General features: G+C 72.7%; 16 protein-coding genes, 1 tRNA gene and 1 pseudogene. 12 read left to right on the top strand and 6 right to left on the bottom strand.

Going from position 1 to position 17,514, the window contains the following annotated elements; genetic code table 11:
* Positions 1 to 90 precede the first annotated feature (90 nt).
* The 3 genes from V2J63_RS07090 to V2J63_RS07100 all read right to left on the bottom strand — a co-directional run bounded on the left by V2J63_RS07090 (position 91) and on the right by V2J63_RS07100 (position 3,462).
* The gene (locus V2J63_RS07090) at positions 91 to 996 is read right to left on the bottom strand and encodes a carbohydrate ABC transporter permease (protein WP_331230317.1); all 906 of its coding nucleotides are present in this window, start codon (positions 994 to 996) and stop codon (positions 91 to 93) included.
* Positions 993 to 1,952, bottom strand: a complete 960-nt coding sequence (locus V2J63_RS07095; RefSeq protein ID WP_331230318.1) for a carbohydrate ABC transporter permease — start codon at positions 1,950 to 1,952, stop codon at positions 993 to 995. The genes V2J63_RS07090 and V2J63_RS07095 overlap by 4 nt, the downstream gene beginning before the upstream one ends.
* A gap of 172 nt (positions 1,953 to 2,124) precedes the next feature.
* Positions 2,125 to 3,462, bottom strand: coding sequence for a sugar ABC transporter substrate-binding protein (locus V2J63_RS07100; protein ID WP_331230319.1), 1,338 nt, complete (start codon positions 3,460 to 3,462; stop codon positions 2,125 to 2,127).
* 262 nt (positions 3,463 to 3,724) lie between these two features.
* Here V2J63_RS07100 and V2J63_RS07105 point away from each other — a divergent pair, with 262 nt between their 5' ends.
* The 5 genes from V2J63_RS07105 (at position 3,725) to V2J63_RS07125 (ending at position 10,490) form a co-directional block, all read left to right on the top strand.
* Positions 3,725 to 5,449 carry a glycoside hydrolase family 13 protein gene (locus V2J63_RS07105; protein WP_331230482.1) on the top strand — a complete coding sequence of 575 codons (1,725 nt, stop codon included), beginning with the start codon at positions 3,725 to 3,727 and terminating at the stop codon, positions 5,447 to 5,449.
* Positions 5,450 to 5,620: 171 nt separating this feature from the next.
* Positions 5,621 to 6,646, top strand: a complete 1,026-nt coding sequence (locus V2J63_RS07110) for a hypothetical protein (protein WP_331230320.1) — start codon at positions 5,621 to 5,623, stop codon at positions 6,644 to 6,646.
* 6 nt (positions 6,647 to 6,652) lie between these two features.
* Positions 6,653 to 8,278 (top strand): peptidoglycan-binding protein, encoded by a 1,626-nt coding sequence (locus V2J63_RS07115; protein WP_331230321.1) that lies wholly within the window; start codon positions 6,653 to 6,655, stop codon positions 8,276 to 8,278.
* Positions 8,279 to 8,493: 215 nt separating this feature from the next.
* A complete protein-coding gene (locus tag V2J63_RS07120; RefSeq protein WP_331230483.1) occupies positions 8,494 to 9,156 on the top strand; it encodes an ABC transporter ATP-binding protein in 663 nt (220 codons plus the stop codon).
* On the top strand, positions 9,156 to 10,490 hold the full coding sequence (locus V2J63_RS07125; protein ID WP_331230322.1) for an ABC transporter permease: 1,335 nt from the start codon (positions 9,156 to 9,158) through the stop codon (positions 10,488 to 10,490). The genes V2J63_RS07120 and V2J63_RS07125 overlap by 1 nt, the downstream gene beginning before the upstream one ends.
* 84 nt (positions 10,491 to 10,574) lie before the next feature.
* Here V2J63_RS07125 and V2J63_RS07130 read toward each other — a convergent pair whose 3' ends face one another.
* On the bottom strand, positions 10,575 to 11,447 hold the full coding sequence (locus tag V2J63_RS07130) for a mechanosensitive ion channel family protein (protein ID WP_331230323.1): 873 nt from the start codon (positions 11,445 to 11,447) through the stop codon (positions 10,575 to 10,577).
* Positions 11,448 to 11,567: 120 nt separating this feature from the next.
* On the opposite strand from V2J63_RS07130, the gene V2J63_RS07135 reads away from it, so the two are divergent.
* A tRNA-Arg gene (locus V2J63_RS07135) sits at positions 11,568 to 11,640 on the top strand.
* Between the two features lie 16 nt (positions 11,641 to 11,656).
* On the opposite strand, the gene V2J63_RS07140 is transcribed toward V2J63_RS07135, so the two are convergent.
* Together V2J63_RS07140 and V2J63_RS07145 are read right to left on the bottom strand one after the other, a co-directional pair.
* On the bottom strand, positions 11,657 to 12,778 hold the full coding sequence (locus V2J63_RS07140; protein ID WP_331230324.1) for a tyrosine-type recombinase/integrase: 1,122 nt from the start codon (positions 12,776 to 12,778) through the stop codon (positions 11,657 to 11,659).
* Entirely contained in the window at positions 12,753 to 13,247 is a 495-nt protein-coding gene (locus V2J63_RS07145; protein ID WP_331230325.1) for a hypothetical protein, read from the bottom strand. Before V2J63_RS07145 ends, V2J63_RS07140 begins: the two co-directional genes overlap by 26 nt.
* Before the next feature lie 172 nt (positions 13,248 to 13,419).
* Here V2J63_RS07145 and V2J63_RS07150 point away from each other — a divergent pair, with 172 nt between their 5' ends.
* The 6 genes and pseudogenes from V2J63_RS07150 to V2J63_RS07170 all read left to right on the top strand — a co-directional run bounded on the left by V2J63_RS07150 (position 13,420) and on the right by V2J63_RS07170 (position 17,255).
* On the top strand, positions 13,420 to 13,602 hold the full coding sequence (locus tag V2J63_RS07150; protein WP_331230484.1) for a helix-turn-helix transcriptional regulator: 183 nt from the start codon (positions 13,420 to 13,422) through the stop codon (positions 13,600 to 13,602).
* Positions 13,603 to 13,606: 4 nt separating this feature from the next.
* Positions 13,607 to 13,810: pseudogene (locus tag V2J63_RS15780) on the top strand (helix-turn-helix domain-containing protein); the annotation flags it as partial.
* Positions 13,811 to 14,101: 291 nt separating this feature from the next.
* Positions 14,102 to 14,422 carry a hypothetical protein gene (locus tag V2J63_RS07155; protein ID WP_331230326.1) on the top strand — a complete coding sequence of 107 codons (321 nt, stop codon included), beginning with the start codon at positions 14,102 to 14,104 and terminating at the stop codon, positions 14,420 to 14,422.
* Positions 14,423 to 14,630: 208 nt separating this feature from the next.
* Positions 14,631 to 14,822 carry a hypothetical protein gene (locus V2J63_RS07160; protein WP_331230327.1) on the top strand — a complete coding sequence of 64 codons (192 nt, stop codon included), beginning with the start codon at positions 14,631 to 14,633 and terminating at the stop codon, positions 14,820 to 14,822.
* Between the two features lie 179 nt (positions 14,823 to 15,001).
* Positions 15,002 to 15,577 (top strand): WhiB family transcriptional regulator, encoded by a 576-nt coding sequence (locus tag V2J63_RS07165; protein WP_331230328.1) that lies wholly within the window; start codon positions 15,002 to 15,004, stop codon positions 15,575 to 15,577.
* Between the two features lie 496 nt (positions 15,578 to 16,073).
* Positions 16,074 to 17,255, top strand: coding sequence for a phage major capsid protein (locus V2J63_RS07170; RefSeq protein ID WP_331230329.1), 1,182 nt, complete (start codon positions 16,074 to 16,076; stop codon positions 17,253 to 17,255).
* The last annotated feature ends 259 nt before the right edge of the window (positions 17,256 to 17,514 follow it).

Raw genomic sequence — 17,514 nt, forward strand, 5'->3', positions numbered from 1 at the left:
GACGGCGTCGGTCGGGTGGGTGCGGTTGTCGGGGGCGTGGCGGGCCAGCCGGCCGGGCGGGGGGCGCCCGGCCGGCGCCGGCCGCGGCGCTCAGCCCTTGAGCCCGGACGAGGCGAGGCTCTGGACGAACCAGCGCTGGAAGATGAGGAAGACGACGAGCACGGGCAGCACCATGAGGACGCCGAACGCGAAGATCTGGCCCCAGTCGTAGGGCGGCTGGCCCTGGAAGACGGCGATGGCGAGCGGCAGGGGCCGGCGCTGCGGCTGGTCGATCATCATGACCGGCCACAGGAACGAGCCCCACGTCGTGAGGAAGCTGAGGATCGTCACGGTGGCGAACACAGGCTTCGACATCGGGACGATGATCTGGAAGAACGTGCGGAACGGTCCCGCGCCGTCGATCCGGGCCGCCTCCTCGAGCTCCTTCGGCAGCCCGACGAAGAACGAGTAGAAGAGGTAGATCGAGAAGGCGCTCGCGACGAACGGCAGGAACTGGACGTAGTACGTGTTCCGGTGGTCGTTGAGGAAGTAGAACAGCGGGACGGCGATCGCCTCGAACGGCAGGATCGTCAGCGCGACGACGGCGAGGAGCACCCAGTCCCGCCCGCCCCACCGGAGCCGGGCGAGCGCGTAGGCGGCCATCGAGTTGACGAGCAGCCCGCCGAGGACGACGACGGCGGTGACGAACAGCGACGTGACGTAGAAGTCGCCGAAGTAGCCGGTGGCCGCCGTGTCGAAGCGCCCGAGCATGCCGGTGTAGTTGTCGAGGGAGACGTTGCTCGGCACGAACCCGCCGAGGCCGTCGATGACCTCGTTCGACGGCTTGAAGCTGCCGATGACCATGTAGGCGATCGGGGCGACGAAGAGGAGCGCGAGGAGGGCCATCGCCCCGTAGGTGATGGCGTTGCGCAGCGAGAACCCGCCGGCGGTGCCGCTCTTCGCGGTGGCCCGGGTGGCGCGAGGGCGGGCCGGGGTGGCCTTGACGGTCGAGCTCATGAGATCTCACGCTCCTCACGCAGGACGCGACGCTGCACCAGCGTGATGGTGAGCACGATGATGAAGAAGAGGACGGTGATCGCGGAGGCGCGGCCCACGTTGTTGGCGTCGAACGCGCTCGTGACCGCCTGGTACATGACCGTCGTCGTCGCGTTCTGCGGACCGCCCTGGGTCATGATGTAGACCTGGTCGAAGAGCCGGAACGACAGGATGGTCGTCACCATGACGACGAAGATGAGGGTGTTGCGCAGGCCCGGCAGCGTGACGTGGCGGAACTGCTGCCACCGGTTCGCCTTGTCCAGCGAGGCGGCCTCGTAGAGATCGGCCGGGATGCCCTGGAGGCCCGCCAGGAGGATGACCATCTGGAGGCCGGCGCCCTGCCAGATCGACATGATGATGATGGCGAGGAGCGCCGTGGCCGGGTTCCCCAGCCAGTCGAAGGGGCCGAGCGTGCCGAAGGAGATCGTGTCGATGAACGCGTTGAGCATGCCGAGCTCGCTGCGCGCGTAGATGACCTTCCAGATCACCGCGACGAGCGCCATCGGGAAGACGACCGGCATGAAGAAGAAGGTGCGGAAGAATCCCATCCCGCGCAGGGGCCGGTTGAGCAGGAGCGCGAGGACGAGGGCGAGCGTGGTCTGCACCGGCACGACGACAGCGGCGAAGACCATGTTGTTGAGCAGCCCGCGGTAGAACGTCCCGCGGAAGTCCGGATCGATGAGGATCCGGCGGTACTGCTCGAGGCCGAACCAGCTCGGCGGGTTCGGGGAGTCGAGCCGCACGTTGTGCATGGACAGCCAGCCCGCCATGACGAACGGGACGACGACGAAGAGCACGAGCCCGATCGCCGCCGGAGCGATCATCATCCAGCCCGCGCGGCTGTCTCGCCGCAGGCCACCGGTCTTGCGGGCCCGGGTATCAGGCTTCGTCGGGACGACGGGAGTCTGTGTGCTCACCGTGTCTCCTTCCGCGAGGGACGACGTACCGGCGGGCCGGGCGGCAGGCCGGGTGTGGCGGGCTGTGAGGGGCCCGCCGGGTGACGGGTGTGCCCGCCGGGGTGGAGGGCGCGCAGGCCCGCCGGGTGGCGGGGCCGGGCTGCGTGGAACCCGACCCCGCCCGGGGCGTGGCTCAGTCGAGCCCGTAGTTCTCGTTGTCCTGGAAGTCGAGGTCGATCGTGCGCGCCGCGCTGTCGAGGAGCTCGCGGGCGTCGCCGCCCTCGTAGGCGCCGAAGAACGCCTCGGAGAACTGCTGGCTGATGACCGGGTACGCCGGGGTGATCGGACGCGGGACCGCGACGCAGTCGGGCGAGAGGTCGCCGTCCCCGCACGTGCGGGCGAGGGACTCGGCGAAGAGGGCCAGCGGGCCGTCCGCGCCGTAGAGCTCGCTCTGCTCGAGGACCGTGGTCGTGCCCGGAGGGGCGGCGTTGGCGTCGGTCATCGCCGCGACGGCGTCGTCCGTGGCGAGGTAGTCGAGGAACGCGCCGGCGCCCTCGGGGTTGTCGCTCTCGGGGTTGATGCCCCAGCCCCACGAGCCCTGGCCGCTCTTGGCGCCCTGGCCGAAGTCGGGCAGCGGGAGGACGGCGAGGGAGTCCCCGAGCGCCTCGGAGTACGGGTTGTACATCCAGTGACCCACCCAGCTGAGGGCGACACGGCCGTCGACGAACGCGGCGTCGTCGGTGTTGGGGTCGATGTAGTCGCGCCAGCCCGCGAACCGCTCGACGGCGGCGACGGCGGCGTCGCTGTTGATGTGCCCGTCCGCCGTGTTGTCCTCGATGATGTGCTCACCGGCGGACCACACGACCGGCAGGAAGCCGTACGTGGGCCACTCGGCGCCGTAGTTCTCCTTGATGTCGAGGACCCGGCCGTCGTCGTCCGTGGCGGCGAGCGCCTCGAGGGCTGCCTCGAACTCGTCCGCCGTCCAGGCGTCGTCGAGGCCCTCGGGGTAGGTGACGCCCGCGGCGTCGAGCATGTCGGTGTTGGCGTAGATCCCGAGCGAGGCGTCGAACTGCGAGATGCCGTAGATCTCCCCGTCGTCGGGGTTGGTGTTCTGCGCGAGGACGGAGTCCGTCTGGTTCTCGAGGGTCTCCGCCGAGACGAGGTCGCCCACCGGGGCGAGCTTCTGGGCGTAGATGAGGGAGGCCATCATCGGGCCGTCGTACTCGAGGACGTCCGGCAGGTCGGCCGGCGCCGTCGTCGTCACCGTGCTCGTGTAGTCCGCCTCCGGGATGAACTGGAGCTCGGCCTGGACGTCGTCCTGGGAGTCGTTGAAGCCGTCGATCGCCTCCTGCAGGGCGTCGACCTCGGACTGCTGGCCCTGGTGGGCCCAGACCGTGATCGTGCCGGACCCACCGTCGCCGCCGTCTCCGCCGCCGCTCTCCCCGCCTTCTTCGGCCGAGCTGCAGGCGGACAGCCCGAGGACTGTCACCGCCAGCACGGACGTGCCCCAGCGTGCTCGTGACGTTCGCATCGCAACCTCCAAGTTGAGTTCCGGTTCATCGTCGAATCGATTCGATAAAGGTGGCAGGCACGGCCCGCGCCTGTCAAGACGTGAGCCAGGTCGCACGTGCAGCGCTCCGGCCCGGCACCTCCCGATCGCGGGCCGCAGGGCCGCGTGGCACGGTGGTGGCGCCCCCGCCGTCGTCCGTCCGAGGTGCCCTGTGACAAGTGAGCCCAGCCCCGTCCCCGGCCCGGACCGGCCGCACCCGGCGCCGCCGGCCGAGGCGCACCCCGTGCCGGTGCGCACGGCGGACTGGTGGAAGTCGGCCGTCGTCTACCAGGTCTACCCGCGCTCGTTCGCGGACTCCGACGGCGACGGGATCGGGGACCTGCGCGGCATCATCGAGCGGCTCGACCACATCGCGGCGCTCGGCGCCGACGTCATCTGGCTCTCGCCGATCTACCGCTCCCCGCAGGACGACAACGGGTACGACATCAGCGACTACGAGGACATCGACCCGACGTTCGGCACCCTCGAGGACGTCGACGACCTCATCGCTGCCGTCCACGCGCGCGGCATGAAGCTCGTCATGGACCTCGTCGTCAACCACACCTCCGACGAGCACGCGTGGTTCGCGCAGTCCCGCGCGAGCAAGGACAGCCCCAAGCGCGACTGGTACTGGTGGCGTCCGCCGCGCGAGGGCCACGAGGGCGGGACCCCCGGCGCCGAGCCGACGAACTGGGAGTCGTTCTTCTCCGGCTCCACGTGGGAGTGGGACGAGGCCACCGGGGAGTACTACCTCCACCTCTTCTCCCGCAAGCAGCCCGACCTCAACTGGGAGAACCCCGACGTCCGCCGCGCCGTCTACGCGATGATGCGCTGGTGGGTGGACCGGGGCGTCGACGGCTTCCGGATGGACGTCATCAACCTCATCTCCAAGGACGTCGCCGCGGACGGCTCGCTCCCCGACGGCGTCGTCACGGCCGGCAGCCGGTTCGGGGACGGCTCGCCGCACTACACGGGCGGCCCGCGCATCCACGAGCTCCTCGCCGAGATGCACGCCGAGGCGCTCGCGGACAAGGCGCTCCTCACCGTCGGTGAGATGCCGGGGGTGACGATCGACGAGGCGCGGCAGTTCACCGACCCGGCGCGCAAGGAGGTGGACATGGTCTTCACCTTCGAGCACATGGGCCTGGACCACGGCCCGGGGGGCAAGTGGGACTCGCGCCCGCTGCGGCTCACCGACCTCAAGGCCAACCTCGGCGCGTGGCAGGAGGGCCTCGCGGACGTCGGCTGGAACTCCCTCTACTGGAACAACCACGACCAGCCGCGGGTCGTCTCCCGCTTCGGTGACGACTCCTACGTGCACCGGGTGCCCTCGGCGAAGACCCTCGGGACCGTCCTGCACATGCTGCGCGGGACCCCGTACGTGTACCAGGGCGAAGAGCTGGGGATGACGAACGTCGAGCTCGGGAGCATCGCGGACTACCGCGACATCGAGACCCTCAACCACTACCGCCACGCCGTCGAGGCCGGTGCCGAACCCACCGACGTGCTCGCCGGGATCCGCCCCGTCTCGCGGGACAACGCCCGCACCCCCATGCAGTGGGACTCGGGCGCGAACGCCGGGTTCACGTCCGGGGAGCCGTGGCTCGCGCTCAACCCGAGCTACCCCGAGATCAACGCCGAGGCGGCAGTGGCGGACGAGGGCTCAGTGTTCCACCACTACCGGCGCCTCATCGCGCTGCGGCACACCCGAGACGTCGTCGTCCACGGCGACTTCACCATGCTCGTGCCGGCCGACGAGCAGGTGTTCGCGTACACCCGGTCGCTGGAGGGCACGACTCTCCTCGTCGTCGCCAACCTCTCGAGCGAGCCGGCGACGGCGGAGCTCGCCGGGTGCGCGTCGCTCCTCGGCGGGGAGCTGCTCCTCGGCACGCACGACGACGGCGCCCCGGCCTCGGGTGAGCGGGTCGCCCTGGCCCCGTGGGAGTCCCGGGTCCTCCTCGCGCGCTGAGCGCGAGGACCGGTCAGGAGGCGCGTGATTCCGCGACTATCGTCTAGTCGCGGCGCATTGATTAGCGCCTCGGGGTGCGTGAAGATGTGAACTGTAGTAAGCGATCCCCCCGCCCTTGACCGAGGCTTGCTCGGGCCTGCAGTGACGCAGGTCAGAAGGAGAGCAGTAGTCATGACACGACGCACCGTCGGCGCTCGCTGCGCGCCGGTCCTCGCCCTCTCCGCCTGCCTCGCCCTCGTGCTCGCTGGCTGCGGCTCCGCCGAGGCGGGCGCACAGGGCGGCGAGAGCATCGAGCTCGGGCCGCTCGACGAGTACGTCGAGCAGGCCTACGGCGAGTTCGACGAGGACCAGATGACCCGCGAGATGCAGGACGTCGAGGAGGCCGTCGCCGCGTGCATGGCCGAGGAGGGCTTCGAGTACATCCCCGTGGACCAGTCGCAGGGCATGTCCATGTCCTCCGACGACCTCGACGTCGACTGGGGGTCGCGCGAGTTCGCCGAGCAGTTCGGCTACGGCATCACCACCAACCCCTGGGGTGACGACGTCGACGAGGTCGCGCCCGAGGAGGAGTTCGTCGATCCCAACGCCAAGTACGTCGAGGCCATGTCCGCGAGCGAGCAGGAGGCGTTCTACGTCGCGCTCTACGGCGACCAGGTGTTCTCCGAGGAGGAGATGGAGGGGGAGGTCGAGTACGACTGGGAGCAGAACGGCTGCCAGGGGCGCGCCCAGCACGAGGTGCAGGACGTCGGCACGAGCGATCCCGCCATCGTCTCCCTCGAGCAGGAGATGAACTCCCTCTGGGAGCGCACGGCCGAGGACCCGCGGGTGGCGGAGGCCGACGCCGCGTGGGCCGAGTGCATGGCGGGTGAGGGCTTCACCGGGATCGCGACGGCCGACGACGCCCAGATGCGCATCATCGACGAGTCCAACGCGGTGTACGAGGAGGCGTACGGCGAGGACGGCGGAGACCTCACCGAGGACGACTACCTCGCGATCGAGGCGAAGATCGAGGAGCGGCTCGCCGCGATCACCGAGGAGGAGATCCGCACCGCCGTCGCCGACTGGGACTGCCGGGACTCGGTCGACTACGAGGCGACCCTCATGAAGGTGAGCCACGAGCTCCAGCAGGAGTTCGTCGACACCCACCGCGACGAGCTAGAGGCGTGGGTCGAGGCCGTCACCGCCGGGCGCTCGTGACCCGCCGTGGCTGACGGGACGGACCTCTCCGACCGCGGACGCGTGCCCGAGGAGGGGCCGGCCCCGGCCGGCTCCGTCGCCCACGGTGGCCGCCGTGCCCGGATGTCCGGCTCCGCCCGGACGATCTGGATCATGGCCCTCGTCGCCGTCGTCAGCCTGGGGATCGGCATCGTCGCGAGCAACCTCATCGTCTCGCCCGGCGAGGCGGCCGCCCGTGCCGCCCCGCCCGTGCCCGGTGCCATCACCGTGCCCGTCGAGCGCCGCGAGCTGGCGAACGACATCGTCATGCGCGGCGACGTCGTCTACGAGGACCCGGTCGAGGTCGTCGTCGAGACCGGCGACCTGGGCGGGCCGGCCATCGTCACCGGTGGCGTGCCCGAGGTCGGCGCGACGATCGAACCGGCGTCCGTCCTCCTCGAGGTCACCGGCCGCCCGGTCATCGCCCTGACGGGCGAGCTGCCCGTCTACCGGACGCTGCGCGGAGGCGTCTCCGGGCCCGACGTCGTCCAGCTCCAGGAGGCGCTCGCCGCCGCCGACCTCTACGCGGGCGAGGCCGACGGCGTCTACGGCGCCGCGACCGCCGCCGCCGTCGCGCTCCTCTACGACCGGGTCGGCTACCCCGCCCCTGGGCCCGGCGAGGAGGTCGAGGCCCAGGTCCAGGCCGCCCGCGAGATGCTCGACGCGGCCGAGGACTCCCTGCGCCTCGCCGACGCCGACCTCCGCGCCGCCCACAGCGAGGTCCCCCACGCGGAGCGCGTCCGGCTGCAGGCCGCCGTGAGGACGGCGGCCGCGCAGCTGGACGAAGCACGGGCCGCGTGCGCGGCGGAGCCCGCCGTGTGCCGCCCGTCGGACGTCACGGCGGCCGAGGGAGCCCTCGCGACGGCCGTCGCCGAGCGCGACGGCGCCGACACCCCGCCGGACACCTCGACCCAGCGTGCCGCCGTGAGCGCGGCGCAGGAGGCGCTCGCCCGGGCGCGGGAGGACCTGACGAGCGCCCAGGCCGGGGCCATCACACCGCTGCCGGCGAGCGAGGTCGTCTACCTCAGCTCGATGCCCCGCCGGGTCGACCTCGTCGCCGTCGACCGCGGCTCCGTCCTGTCGGGGACATCGGCGATGAGCGTCTCCGGGGCCGAGCTCCAGATCCGCGCGAACATCTCCGACACCGACGCGTCTCTGCTCGAGGTCGGCACGTCCGCCACGCTCAGCCTCCCGGACGACACCGAGGTCGGCGCCACGGTCACGCAGGTCGGCGGGGAGGACCCGGGCACGGGGGACGCCGCGTCCGACGCCGGGCGCACAGCGGTCATCATCACCCCGGGCGACCTCACCGAGGAGCAGCGCGCGGCCATCCAGGGGTCGAACGTGCGGGTCGTCGTCCCCGTCAGCGCCACCGACGGCGAGGTGCTCGCCGTGCCGCTCGCCGCGCTCACCGCCGGTCCGGGCGGGGAGTCCCGCGTCGAGGTGGTCGACGGTGAGGGCACCCGCCTCGTCGAGGTCGCCACCGGCCTCGCCGCCGAGGGCTTCGTCGAGGTGACCGCCGTCGGCGAGGAGCTGACGGAGGAGGACCGCGTCGTCGTCGGGCAGGCCGACGGCGCCGAGCCGGAGACGGACGACACCGCGGAGGACGAGTGAGGCGGCTGCTGGCCCGGCGCCCCGCGCGCGGTGCCGGTCCGGGACGCACCCTCGCGGCCGAGGGGGACGCGGGGAGGGGCGGGGTCGCCGAGATCTTCGACCTCAAGGAGCTCGTCCGTGATCCGGCCGCCGCGACGGTAGGTGGGCACGGGCCCCGGCGCGATCCCCTCGCCGGGCCCGACCCGGCTCCGGGAGGCGAGCCGGTCCCGCCGGTCATCGACGTCCGCGGCCTCACCCGCTCGTTCCCCGGCGACCCGCCGGTCGAGGCGCTGCGGAGCATCGACCTCGTCGTCGACCGGGGCGACTACGTCTCCGTCGTCGGCCCCTCCGGGTCCGGGAAGTCGACGCTGCTCCACATCCTCGGGCTGCTCGACCGGCCGACCGCCGGGGACTACCTCCTCGACGGTCTCGCCACCCGCGACCTGCCCGAGGGGGACCGTGCCACGCTGCGCGGCGGGCGGATCGGGTTCGTCTTCCAGTCCTTCCACCTCCTGCCCCACCGCAGCGTGCTCGACAACGTCCTCCTCGCCGCGCTCTACAGCGGAGTGCCGCGCGCGGAGCGCCGTGACCGCGCGCTCGCGGCGCTGGAGCGGGTGGGCATGGGGCACCGGCTGGCGTTCGTCCCGCCGACCCTCTCGGGTGGGGAGCGGCAGCGCGTGGCCGTGGCGCGCGCCGTCGTCGCCTCCCCGCACGTGCTCCTCGCCGACGAGCCGACCGGCAACCTCGACTCCACCACCGCGGGATCGGTGCTCGACCTCTTCGACGAGCTGCACGCCGACGGGCTCACGCTCGTCGTCATCACGCACGACGCGAGCGTGTCGGCGCGGGCGGGCAGGCGCGTGCAGATCGCCGACGGCGTCCTGCGCGAGGTTGCCTGATGGCGCGCCTACGGGGCTGGTCGGGGGACCGGCTCCCGCTCGGCCTGCCGGTGCCCGGTCTCGGCCGCGCGCGCAGGCGGCCGGCGCTCGTCGTGCCGCGCGGGGCCGCCGGTGACCGCTTCCGGTTGCGCGACCTGCTCGCGGAGGCCGCGCACGGGATCGGCGCGCGCCCCGGCCGGTTGCTGCTGACGATCCTCGGCACGGTGCTCGGCATCGGCTCGCTCGTCGTCACGGTGGGGCTCGCGCAGACCGCCGCGGGTCAGGTGGCGCGGCAGTTCGACGCCGTCGCCGCGACGCAGGTGGTCATCGAGCCGGCCACCGCGACGACCGGTGCGGACGCTGCCCGGCGTGCGACCGGGCGCATCCCCTGGGACGTCGAGGACCGGCTCATGCGCCTGGCGGGCGTCGAGCAGGTCGGGGGGCTGAGCCACGTCGACATCGGCAGCGCGACGGTGACGGCGGTGCCCGTCAACGATCCCTCCGCGCCGGCGCTCGCGTCCCCGCCCGTCCTCGCCGCGACGCCGGGGCTCCTCGCCGCGGTCCGCGGGACCGTCGCGACGGGCCGGTGGTTCGACGCCGGCCACGACGCCCGCGCGGACCGGGTGGTCGTCCTCGGCTCACGGGCCGCGACACGGCTCGGCGTCTCCCGGGTGGACCGGCAGCCGTCGATCTTCCTCGGCGGGACCCCGTACACGGTCATCGGGGTGATCGACGGCGTCGCGCGCCGCTCGGACCTGCTCGACGCCGTCGTCGTGCCCGTGGGGACCGCGCGGCACGACTTCGCGCTGGCGGGGCTCGAGGAGGCCCAGGTGACCATCGCGGTAGGCGCGGGACCGGTGGTCGGCGAGCAGGCACCGCTGGCGCTCGACCCGACCGCGCCCGAGGCGGTCGACGTCCAGGTGCCGCCCCCGCCGTCGGCCGTGCGCGGCGAGATCCAGGCGGACATCAACGCCATCTTCCTCGCCCTCGGCGGCGTCGCCCTGCTCGTCGGTGGCCTCGGGATCGCGAACGTCACGCTGCTGTCCGTGCGGGAGCGCGTCGGCGAGATCGGCCTGCGCCGCGCGCTGGGGGCGACGACGCGGGACGTGGCGCAGCAGTTCCTCACGGAGTCGGCGGTGGTCGGGCTGCTCGGCGGGCTCGTCGGGGCGGCGGTGGGCGTGCTCGTCGTCGTCCTCGTCTCCCTCACGAAGGACTGGACGCCGATCCTCGGGCTCGGGGCGATCGGGGGATCGGTCCTCCTCGGCGGGGTCATCGGCCTGCTCGCCGGGACCTACCCCGCCGTGCGGGCGGCCAAGGTGGAGCCGATGACGGCGCTGCGCGCCGGTGCGGCCTGAGCGGGTCGCTCGCCTCGGCGGACAGCGCCCGCTGCCTGCCATCGCCCGCTGCCTGCCCCCGCCCCGGACCCGGGGCCGTCGCGCTCAGCCCGCAGGGGCGTCGTCCGGGCGCAGGCGGGTGAGCGTCCGCTCCAGGGCGGGCGACGGCTCGATCACCCGGATGTCCGCCGGCATGGCGATGCCGTGCTCGGTGTACGCGGCGACGACCGCCGTGATGACCTGGGAGCGCGCCGCGAGCGTCTCGAGCTGCCGGGCGCCGGACCAGAACCGCAGCTCGAGGTTGACCGTCGACGGACCGAGCTCGACGACGAGCGCTTCCGGCGCCGGGTCGGCGGCGACGGCCGGCAGGTCGTCCATCGCCGCGAGGGCGACGTCGCGCGCGAGCTCGAGGTCGGCGTCGTACGCGACCCCGACGACGACGGACGTGCGGACCTGCTCGTACCCCGTCTGGACGGTGATGACCCCGTCGTGGACCACGGAGTTGGGGATGACGACGCGCCGCCCGTCGAAGGTCCGCACGAGCGTCTCGCGGAGGTTGATGCTCAGCACGGTGCCGCGCACGTCCGCGATCGCCACCTGGTCCCCGCCGCGGAAGGGCTCACGCACGAGGAGGATGACGCCGGCGAAGAGGTTGCCGAGCACCTGCTGGAACGCGATGCCGGCGGCGATCGAGACGACCCCGAGGCCGCCGAGGACGTCGACCGGGCGGACGCTGGGGAACGCGATGGTCAGGCCTGCTCCGGCGCCGATGATGACGAGGAGCCACTTGGCGAGCATCGCGAAGACCGTCGCGAAGCTGGGGCTGCGGCCGCGCCAGCGCCAGTAGGCACGCAGCGCCACCTCGAGGACGCGCCCGAGGATGTACGCGCCGACGACGACGAGCGCCCCGACCCCCACCTGGGCAGGGTCGATCGGGGGCAGGCCCCAGTCCAGCTCGGCAGCGGCGCGGATATCCACCCGGCCATGATGCCGGGCCGATCCGCTGCAGACGACCGGGGCGCGGGGCCGCGCTCGGGTGGCGCGGCCCCGGCCCCGCCCCGAGCGGCGGCGTCGCTCCGTTAGGCTTGCCCGGTCCCAGCCCTCGTAGCTCAGGGGATAGAGCACCGCTCTCCTAAAGCGGGTGTCGGCAGTTCGAATCTGCCCGAGGGCACGAGCGTTACCGCAGGTCAACCACCTATAGCCACGACCCCGCCGGCGTCCTCGTCGGCTGCGGTCCGCAGATAGTCCGCAAGAGCGCGGTCCCGCACGCCCGTCAGCTTGTCCGCGACGGCGTCGAGGTCGTCGTCGAAGAGGTCGCTGTAGACGTCCAGCGTCGTGCTGGGCTTGTCGTGACCGAGCATCCGCTGCACTGAGAGGACCGACGCCCCGGCGGACACCGCGAGGGACGCCGCCGTGTGGCGTAGCTCGTGCGGCGTGAGGCCCTCGACGTCCGCCTCGACGGCCGCGGCGTCGAACCATCCCCGGCGCATGTTCCGAACGCGCAGCGCGCCGCCCTGGGGCGCGGGGAACACGAGGTCGTCCCGGTCCCGCCCGACCATCCGGACGGCGAGCGTGTCGGCGAGGAAGGCGGGGAAGGGCACCGAGCGGCGCTGGTGGTCCTTCGGGGCGGACCACTCGAGCCGCCCGTCGACCTCGGTCACGGACTCCTCGACGCGGAACCGCCGGCGCAGCATGTCGACGTGTCGGATCCGCAGGGCCGCGAGCTCTCCGATCCGGAGCCCGCAGTAGGCGAGCACGAGGACTACGTCGCCGCTCCCGCCGGCCGCGTCCGCGAGTCGCTCGACCTGCCCAGCCGTGAGGTAGCGCCGCCGGGTGAGGCTCTGCCTCGGCAGCTCGACGTCGCGGGCAGGGTTGACGGCGAGCCGCCGAGACTTGACCGCGAGGCTCAAGACCCCGGCGAGCACTCCGGCGACCTTCCGGACGGTGCCGCCGGCGAGCCCTGACGCGCTGACGTCGCTCACCCAGGCCTGGACGTCCTCGTGCGCGACGTCAGCAAGGCGCACCGTCCCCCACCGGGGGAGGACGTGGCGGGCGAGTATCGACTCGTTGCGCGCCCGGGTCGACGCCGTCCATCGAGGGTTCCCGAGCCACGCCTCGGCGACCACCGCAACAGTGACGCGGGAGCGGCCTGGGTCGACGTAGTCGCCGCGGACGACGGAGGCTGTGACCGAGTCGAGCCACGCCTGGGCGTCGACCTTCCGGGTGAAGTGCCGGGCGTGCTCCTTCCCCGCCGCGTCGCGGTACCGCGCGCGCCAAGATCCGTTATCGCGCCGCTGGATGCTCGCCACGGATCAGCCCTTTCTCCCGTGCCCGCCGTACCCACTTCGACGCCGTCGTCCGTGGGAGCCCGAGGTTGAGCTCGACCTGCCGCGCCGGCGGGAGCCCGATCACCGCGCCGAGGTTGTAGAAGTACGCGACCCACCGGAGGGTCTCGTCGGTTGGGCCCTGCGCTCGCAGGCGCGCGACGTCCTCGTCCGATAGTGCCGCGCTCGACGCGATCCGCGTCACGCGCACGCCACCGCCGGTCGACTCGACCTCGCTGGGGCGCACCGCGCGGAGGATCGCCTCGACGGCGAGGTCCCACACCCGCACGGCCCGCAGGACGGTCCCGCTCACCGGCGGGCTGCCCTCCTGGGCGGTCACCTTCACGGTGACCGGCCGCACTCCTTCGGCCGTCTGCTCGAGCTGAAGCTCGACCGCGTAGGGGTTTCCGTCGAGCTCGACGTCGGAGAACGCGGCAGTGGCCGGCAGGGGCATCACCAGCCCTGGCGCTACCTCCGTCATCGTCCGGCCCTTCACCGTCACTCGCATGGCCCCAACACTCCCACACAGGTGCACCGTTGACAACGGTGCACCCCGAGTGGTTCAGTTGGGTCAACGCTGAATCACAGCGGTGTAAGTAGCCGACAGGAGGCAACCCGTGGACTTCATGACCACCGCCGAGGTGGCGGAGCACCTCGGCATTCCCGCCGAGACCCTCCGGTACTGGCGGCATAAGGGCACCGGCCCCAAGAGCTTCCGCCTCGGTGAGAAACTCGTGCGTTACCGCCGCGAGGACGTCGATCATTGGGTCGCGGAGCAGGTCGCCGCCGCCGAGCCGCGGACCGCCTGAGCCGATGCGACGGTTCGACTTCGAGCGCGCGGTGCGGGCGTCAGGCCTGCCAGCGCCGGCCCGGCTGATCGCCTTTGTCCTCGCCCAGCGGGCCGACGGAGACGACCTCCGGGTGCCCTCGCAGTTCTCACCGTCGCTGACCACGCTCGCGCACGACACTGGCCTCTCTCGCCGAACCGTCGCCGAGCACCTGAACCGCCTCGAGCTCGACGGGTGGGTCGTGCGCGCCCGCCCAACCATCGAGGCAGCCCGCACCGAGAACGCCCGGACGGGCTACCACCTCAGTTTCCCCACGAGCGGACCTGGTGCAGCTCCTGCACTACCTAGTGCAGGACGCGCACTAGGTAGTGCAGGAGATGCACCAGACCTAGTGCAGCAGGCGCACCGACCTAGTGCGCCTCCTGCACACAACCAGACCCTCTCCAAACCACTCCCAGACCAGCGCGCGCGGACTGGAGATCCACGGACCACCGGTGACACGGCGGCGTCTCGGCGTCTGGTGACTGCCGCCGCCGACGCGCTCGCCGCAGAGGGCATCACCGGGGTAGAGGCGTCGGGGCTCGCGCCCCACGTCATCACCGTTGCCGACGAGGACCCTGACACGGGGAGCCCGCCAGCTCGGCTCGCCAAGGACGGCCGCTGGCGGCGCGACGTCATCGCCGAAGCGCGACGACGACTCGCCCGCGAGCGCCGCCCGGCCTGGTGCGGGACTTGCGACGAGCAAACCCGGCAGTTCGAGGACGACGACGGACGCCCTGCCCGCTGCCCCGCTTGTCACCCCCTCGCCGCCGGCGAGTCCGAGCCGGGAGTGGCGGCGTGAGCGGCGAGCGCGTCGACCCGTGGGGTGACCTCGGGGGCGGTGCACCCGCGAGGGAGCCGGCGGAGCACGAGTGCGAGGACGGCTGGGCCGGAGAGGACCTCGCCGGCCGGCTGATCCCATGCCCGCGGTGCAAGCCGCACCTGCGGCGGGAAGTCGACCGCCGGGGCATCGAGGCGTGGCGACCCTCCCGGTGTCGGGAGGGGCAGCGGTGAGCGCGCGCCTCACGACGGCCGAGCGCAACGCATGCCGCGCCCGGATCCTCGACGTGATCGGCGACGCACTGGGGGTGAAGCTGGCGATCGAGCTCGGCGACCTGGCCCCCAGCGCGGCGGCGGCGGCGCTGTGGCAGCTCGCGGAGACCGTGGTCCTGATCGCTGACGACCTCGAGGCGTGCCCGTGACGGCGGCGGCGGTCGCATCGGTCAGGCGGTGCCCGCGGTGCTGGCACTCGAAGCCAATCGACGAGTTCGGGCGGAACCGGTCCCGCCCCGGCGGGCTTGCTGCCTATTGCCGGGCGTGCGTACGTGCCGCGGCACGGCGAGACCGGGCGCGCGACGGACGCGAGCACCCGGTCACGAATGTGGAGCCCGCGAGGCGGGCGGCGCTGTCCGCGTTCCTCGACGAGCTCGACCGCCACAACGACGCCGGCGCGGTGATCCCGTGCCGGGGTGGGGCGGGGCTCGAGCCGGGCGCGTGGATCGACGACGACGGCGGGGAACTGTCCACAGCAGCCGCGGCGGCGTGTGGGGCCTGCCCCGCGCTCGCGGCGTGCGCCCGGTACGTCGAGGACTTCCCGGAGCCCGCCGGGATCTGGGCAGGGGTGACAAGCAAAGACCGCCGGAATCGCCGGCGGCGCGAGCGACGAAGGAGCAATCAACCCATGGACGACAACGACGAGACGACGACCGCACCCGAGCCCACGTGCGGGCAGGTCGCGCTGGCGCGTGATGCGCTCGCGGTGGTCAGGGCGCAGACGAGCGGCGACGCGGAGGGGGCCGCGCTGCTCGTGCACCAGCTCGTGGCCGACCCGGGAAGCGTGCCCGGGGTGGTCGGGTCGCTGGTGTCGATGCTCGAGGCCGCGCTACAGCTCCCGCCCATGTCGGCGTCTGAGTTCGTCGAGGGCATGGCGCAGACCCTCGACGGGCCCGGCCAGTGAGCGGGCCGACGCCGGGGTCAGGTGCAGTCGTCCGCGGTGGACCGGAAGCCGGGCGGCGGGTCCTCGTCCCCACGGGTGTCGACGGCCGCGGTGAGCCGCGGGAGTGGACGTGGACCGACGCGGACGCCGCGGACGACTGGAACGCGGTGATCTGGCAGCCGCTCGGCGACGAGTCGTAATCGCACGGCGGCGCGTCACGGGCCGGGTGTCGGTGCTCGACGGTAGAGTTTCCATCAGACGCAAGCGCACCGGCCAAGCCGGGCAAGGTCCGAGGACCCCTCACGGGGCAAGGGCTGAGGACCCGGCGGACGGCACGGAGCGTGAGGCGCTCAGGGAACGGCCACGACGAGACGCGGGCACGCGTAAGTCGGTGAGTGACTCCCGAGTCGATGCGGGCGCGCCCAGTGTTGCGCGCGAGTAGTCCCGCGCCGGCCGACACGTCCCATCTCGCGCCCCGACGGGCGCACTCAGTCACGACCCCCAAGGAGGGGTAATTATGGATCCCAAGCAGAAGCGCGACGCCGCGATCGCGGCCGCGCAGACCATCGTCAAGGCCGCGCAGGACGGGCGGCGCGACCTCACCGCCGACGAGCGGAAGAAGGTCGAGGGCCACCTCACGGAGGCACGCGAGGCGAAGAAGATCATCGACGACGCCAAGTCGGCACGCGACCTCATCGCCATGCTCGCGGCGCAGGGCGGTGACGACTACGACGGCGACGACTGGGGCGACGGCGACGCCGGGCCGCGCGGCAAGGGCGGGAAGTCGTGGGGCAAGTCCATCGCCGCCGGGCTCACGGGCAAGCGTTCCCCGCTCGGCACGAAGGCGCTGCTGACCGGGCCGGTTCGAGTGCCGGCCGCGGTCGACCTCGCCGACGCGGGCACGCCGACCCCTGGCGGGCGGCTGCTTGACCTCATCCCGCGCAAGGAGCTCACGGACGGGAACACGTTCGAGTACCTGAAGCAGACGGCGAAGACGAACAACGCGGCCCCGGTCGCGGACGGCGCGACGAAGCCGACGTCGGTGTACAGCTTCGAGGCGGTGGAGGACCGCGCCCGCGTGGTCGCCCACCTGTCTGAGCCGATTCCGATCCGGTTCCTCGGGCTCGGTGGGGAGCGCGCCGACGTCGAGGGCCTCGGCGAGCTGCTGGACGGTCAGATGCTGACGGGGGTGCTCGAGGTGCTCGAGGGCCAGCTCGTCAACGGCAACGGCACCGGGGAGAACTTCCCCGGGTTGCTCAACGTCTCGGGCGTCACGGACGTGGCGTTCAGCGGTGACGAACTCACCACCATCCGGCACGCCAGGACGGTGCTCGAGGGCAAGGGCGAGCGCCCCACGGCCTGGGTCTTCCACCCGGACGACGTCGAGCGGCTCGACCTCATGCGGGAGACCGCCGACGGCGGGTTCCTCCTGAACAGCTCGGCGGCGGACGTCCTGTTCGGTGCGGGCGTCGCCCGGCTCCAGTCCCTGGCGGTCCCGGCGGGCACGGCGATCCTCGCCGACTGGTCGACGACCAGGCTGCGCATCCGCCGCGGGGCGCACACCCTCGCGGCCACACAGGGCAGTACGGGCGGTGTCGATCTCTTCGCCACCAACCAGGCGCGGCTCCGCTCCGAGGGGCGGTTCGGCATCGAGTGGCGACGCCCCCAGGCGCTCGCCGTAGTGCACCTGGCGGCGTAAAGACAGTGGCCGTGCAGGGCGTCAACGTCACCGGCAGCCGCGTTCAATGCTTCCGCGGCGGCGGATCGATGGTCGGAGAGGGTCCCTTCCGGGAAAGCCCAGAGACCCGGCCAGCGCCCCAGCACGGCCACTACCGACGTGCCGGCGCTCCCCTCACCCTCCCGGGTGGGGCGGGGTGCCGGTCCGCTCGACGTGCGCGGGGGTGCGTGCCCCGGGTGTGCGGGTCCCCTGGGACCAGGGCCGGGGACCCGGCGGGCTT

Origin of the sequence: Georgenia wangjunii, assembly GCF_036421975.1 — a bacterium.
GTDB classification, from domain to species: Bacteria; Actinomycetota; Actinomycetes; order Actinomycetales; family Actinomycetaceae; genus Georgenia_A; species Georgenia_A wangjunii.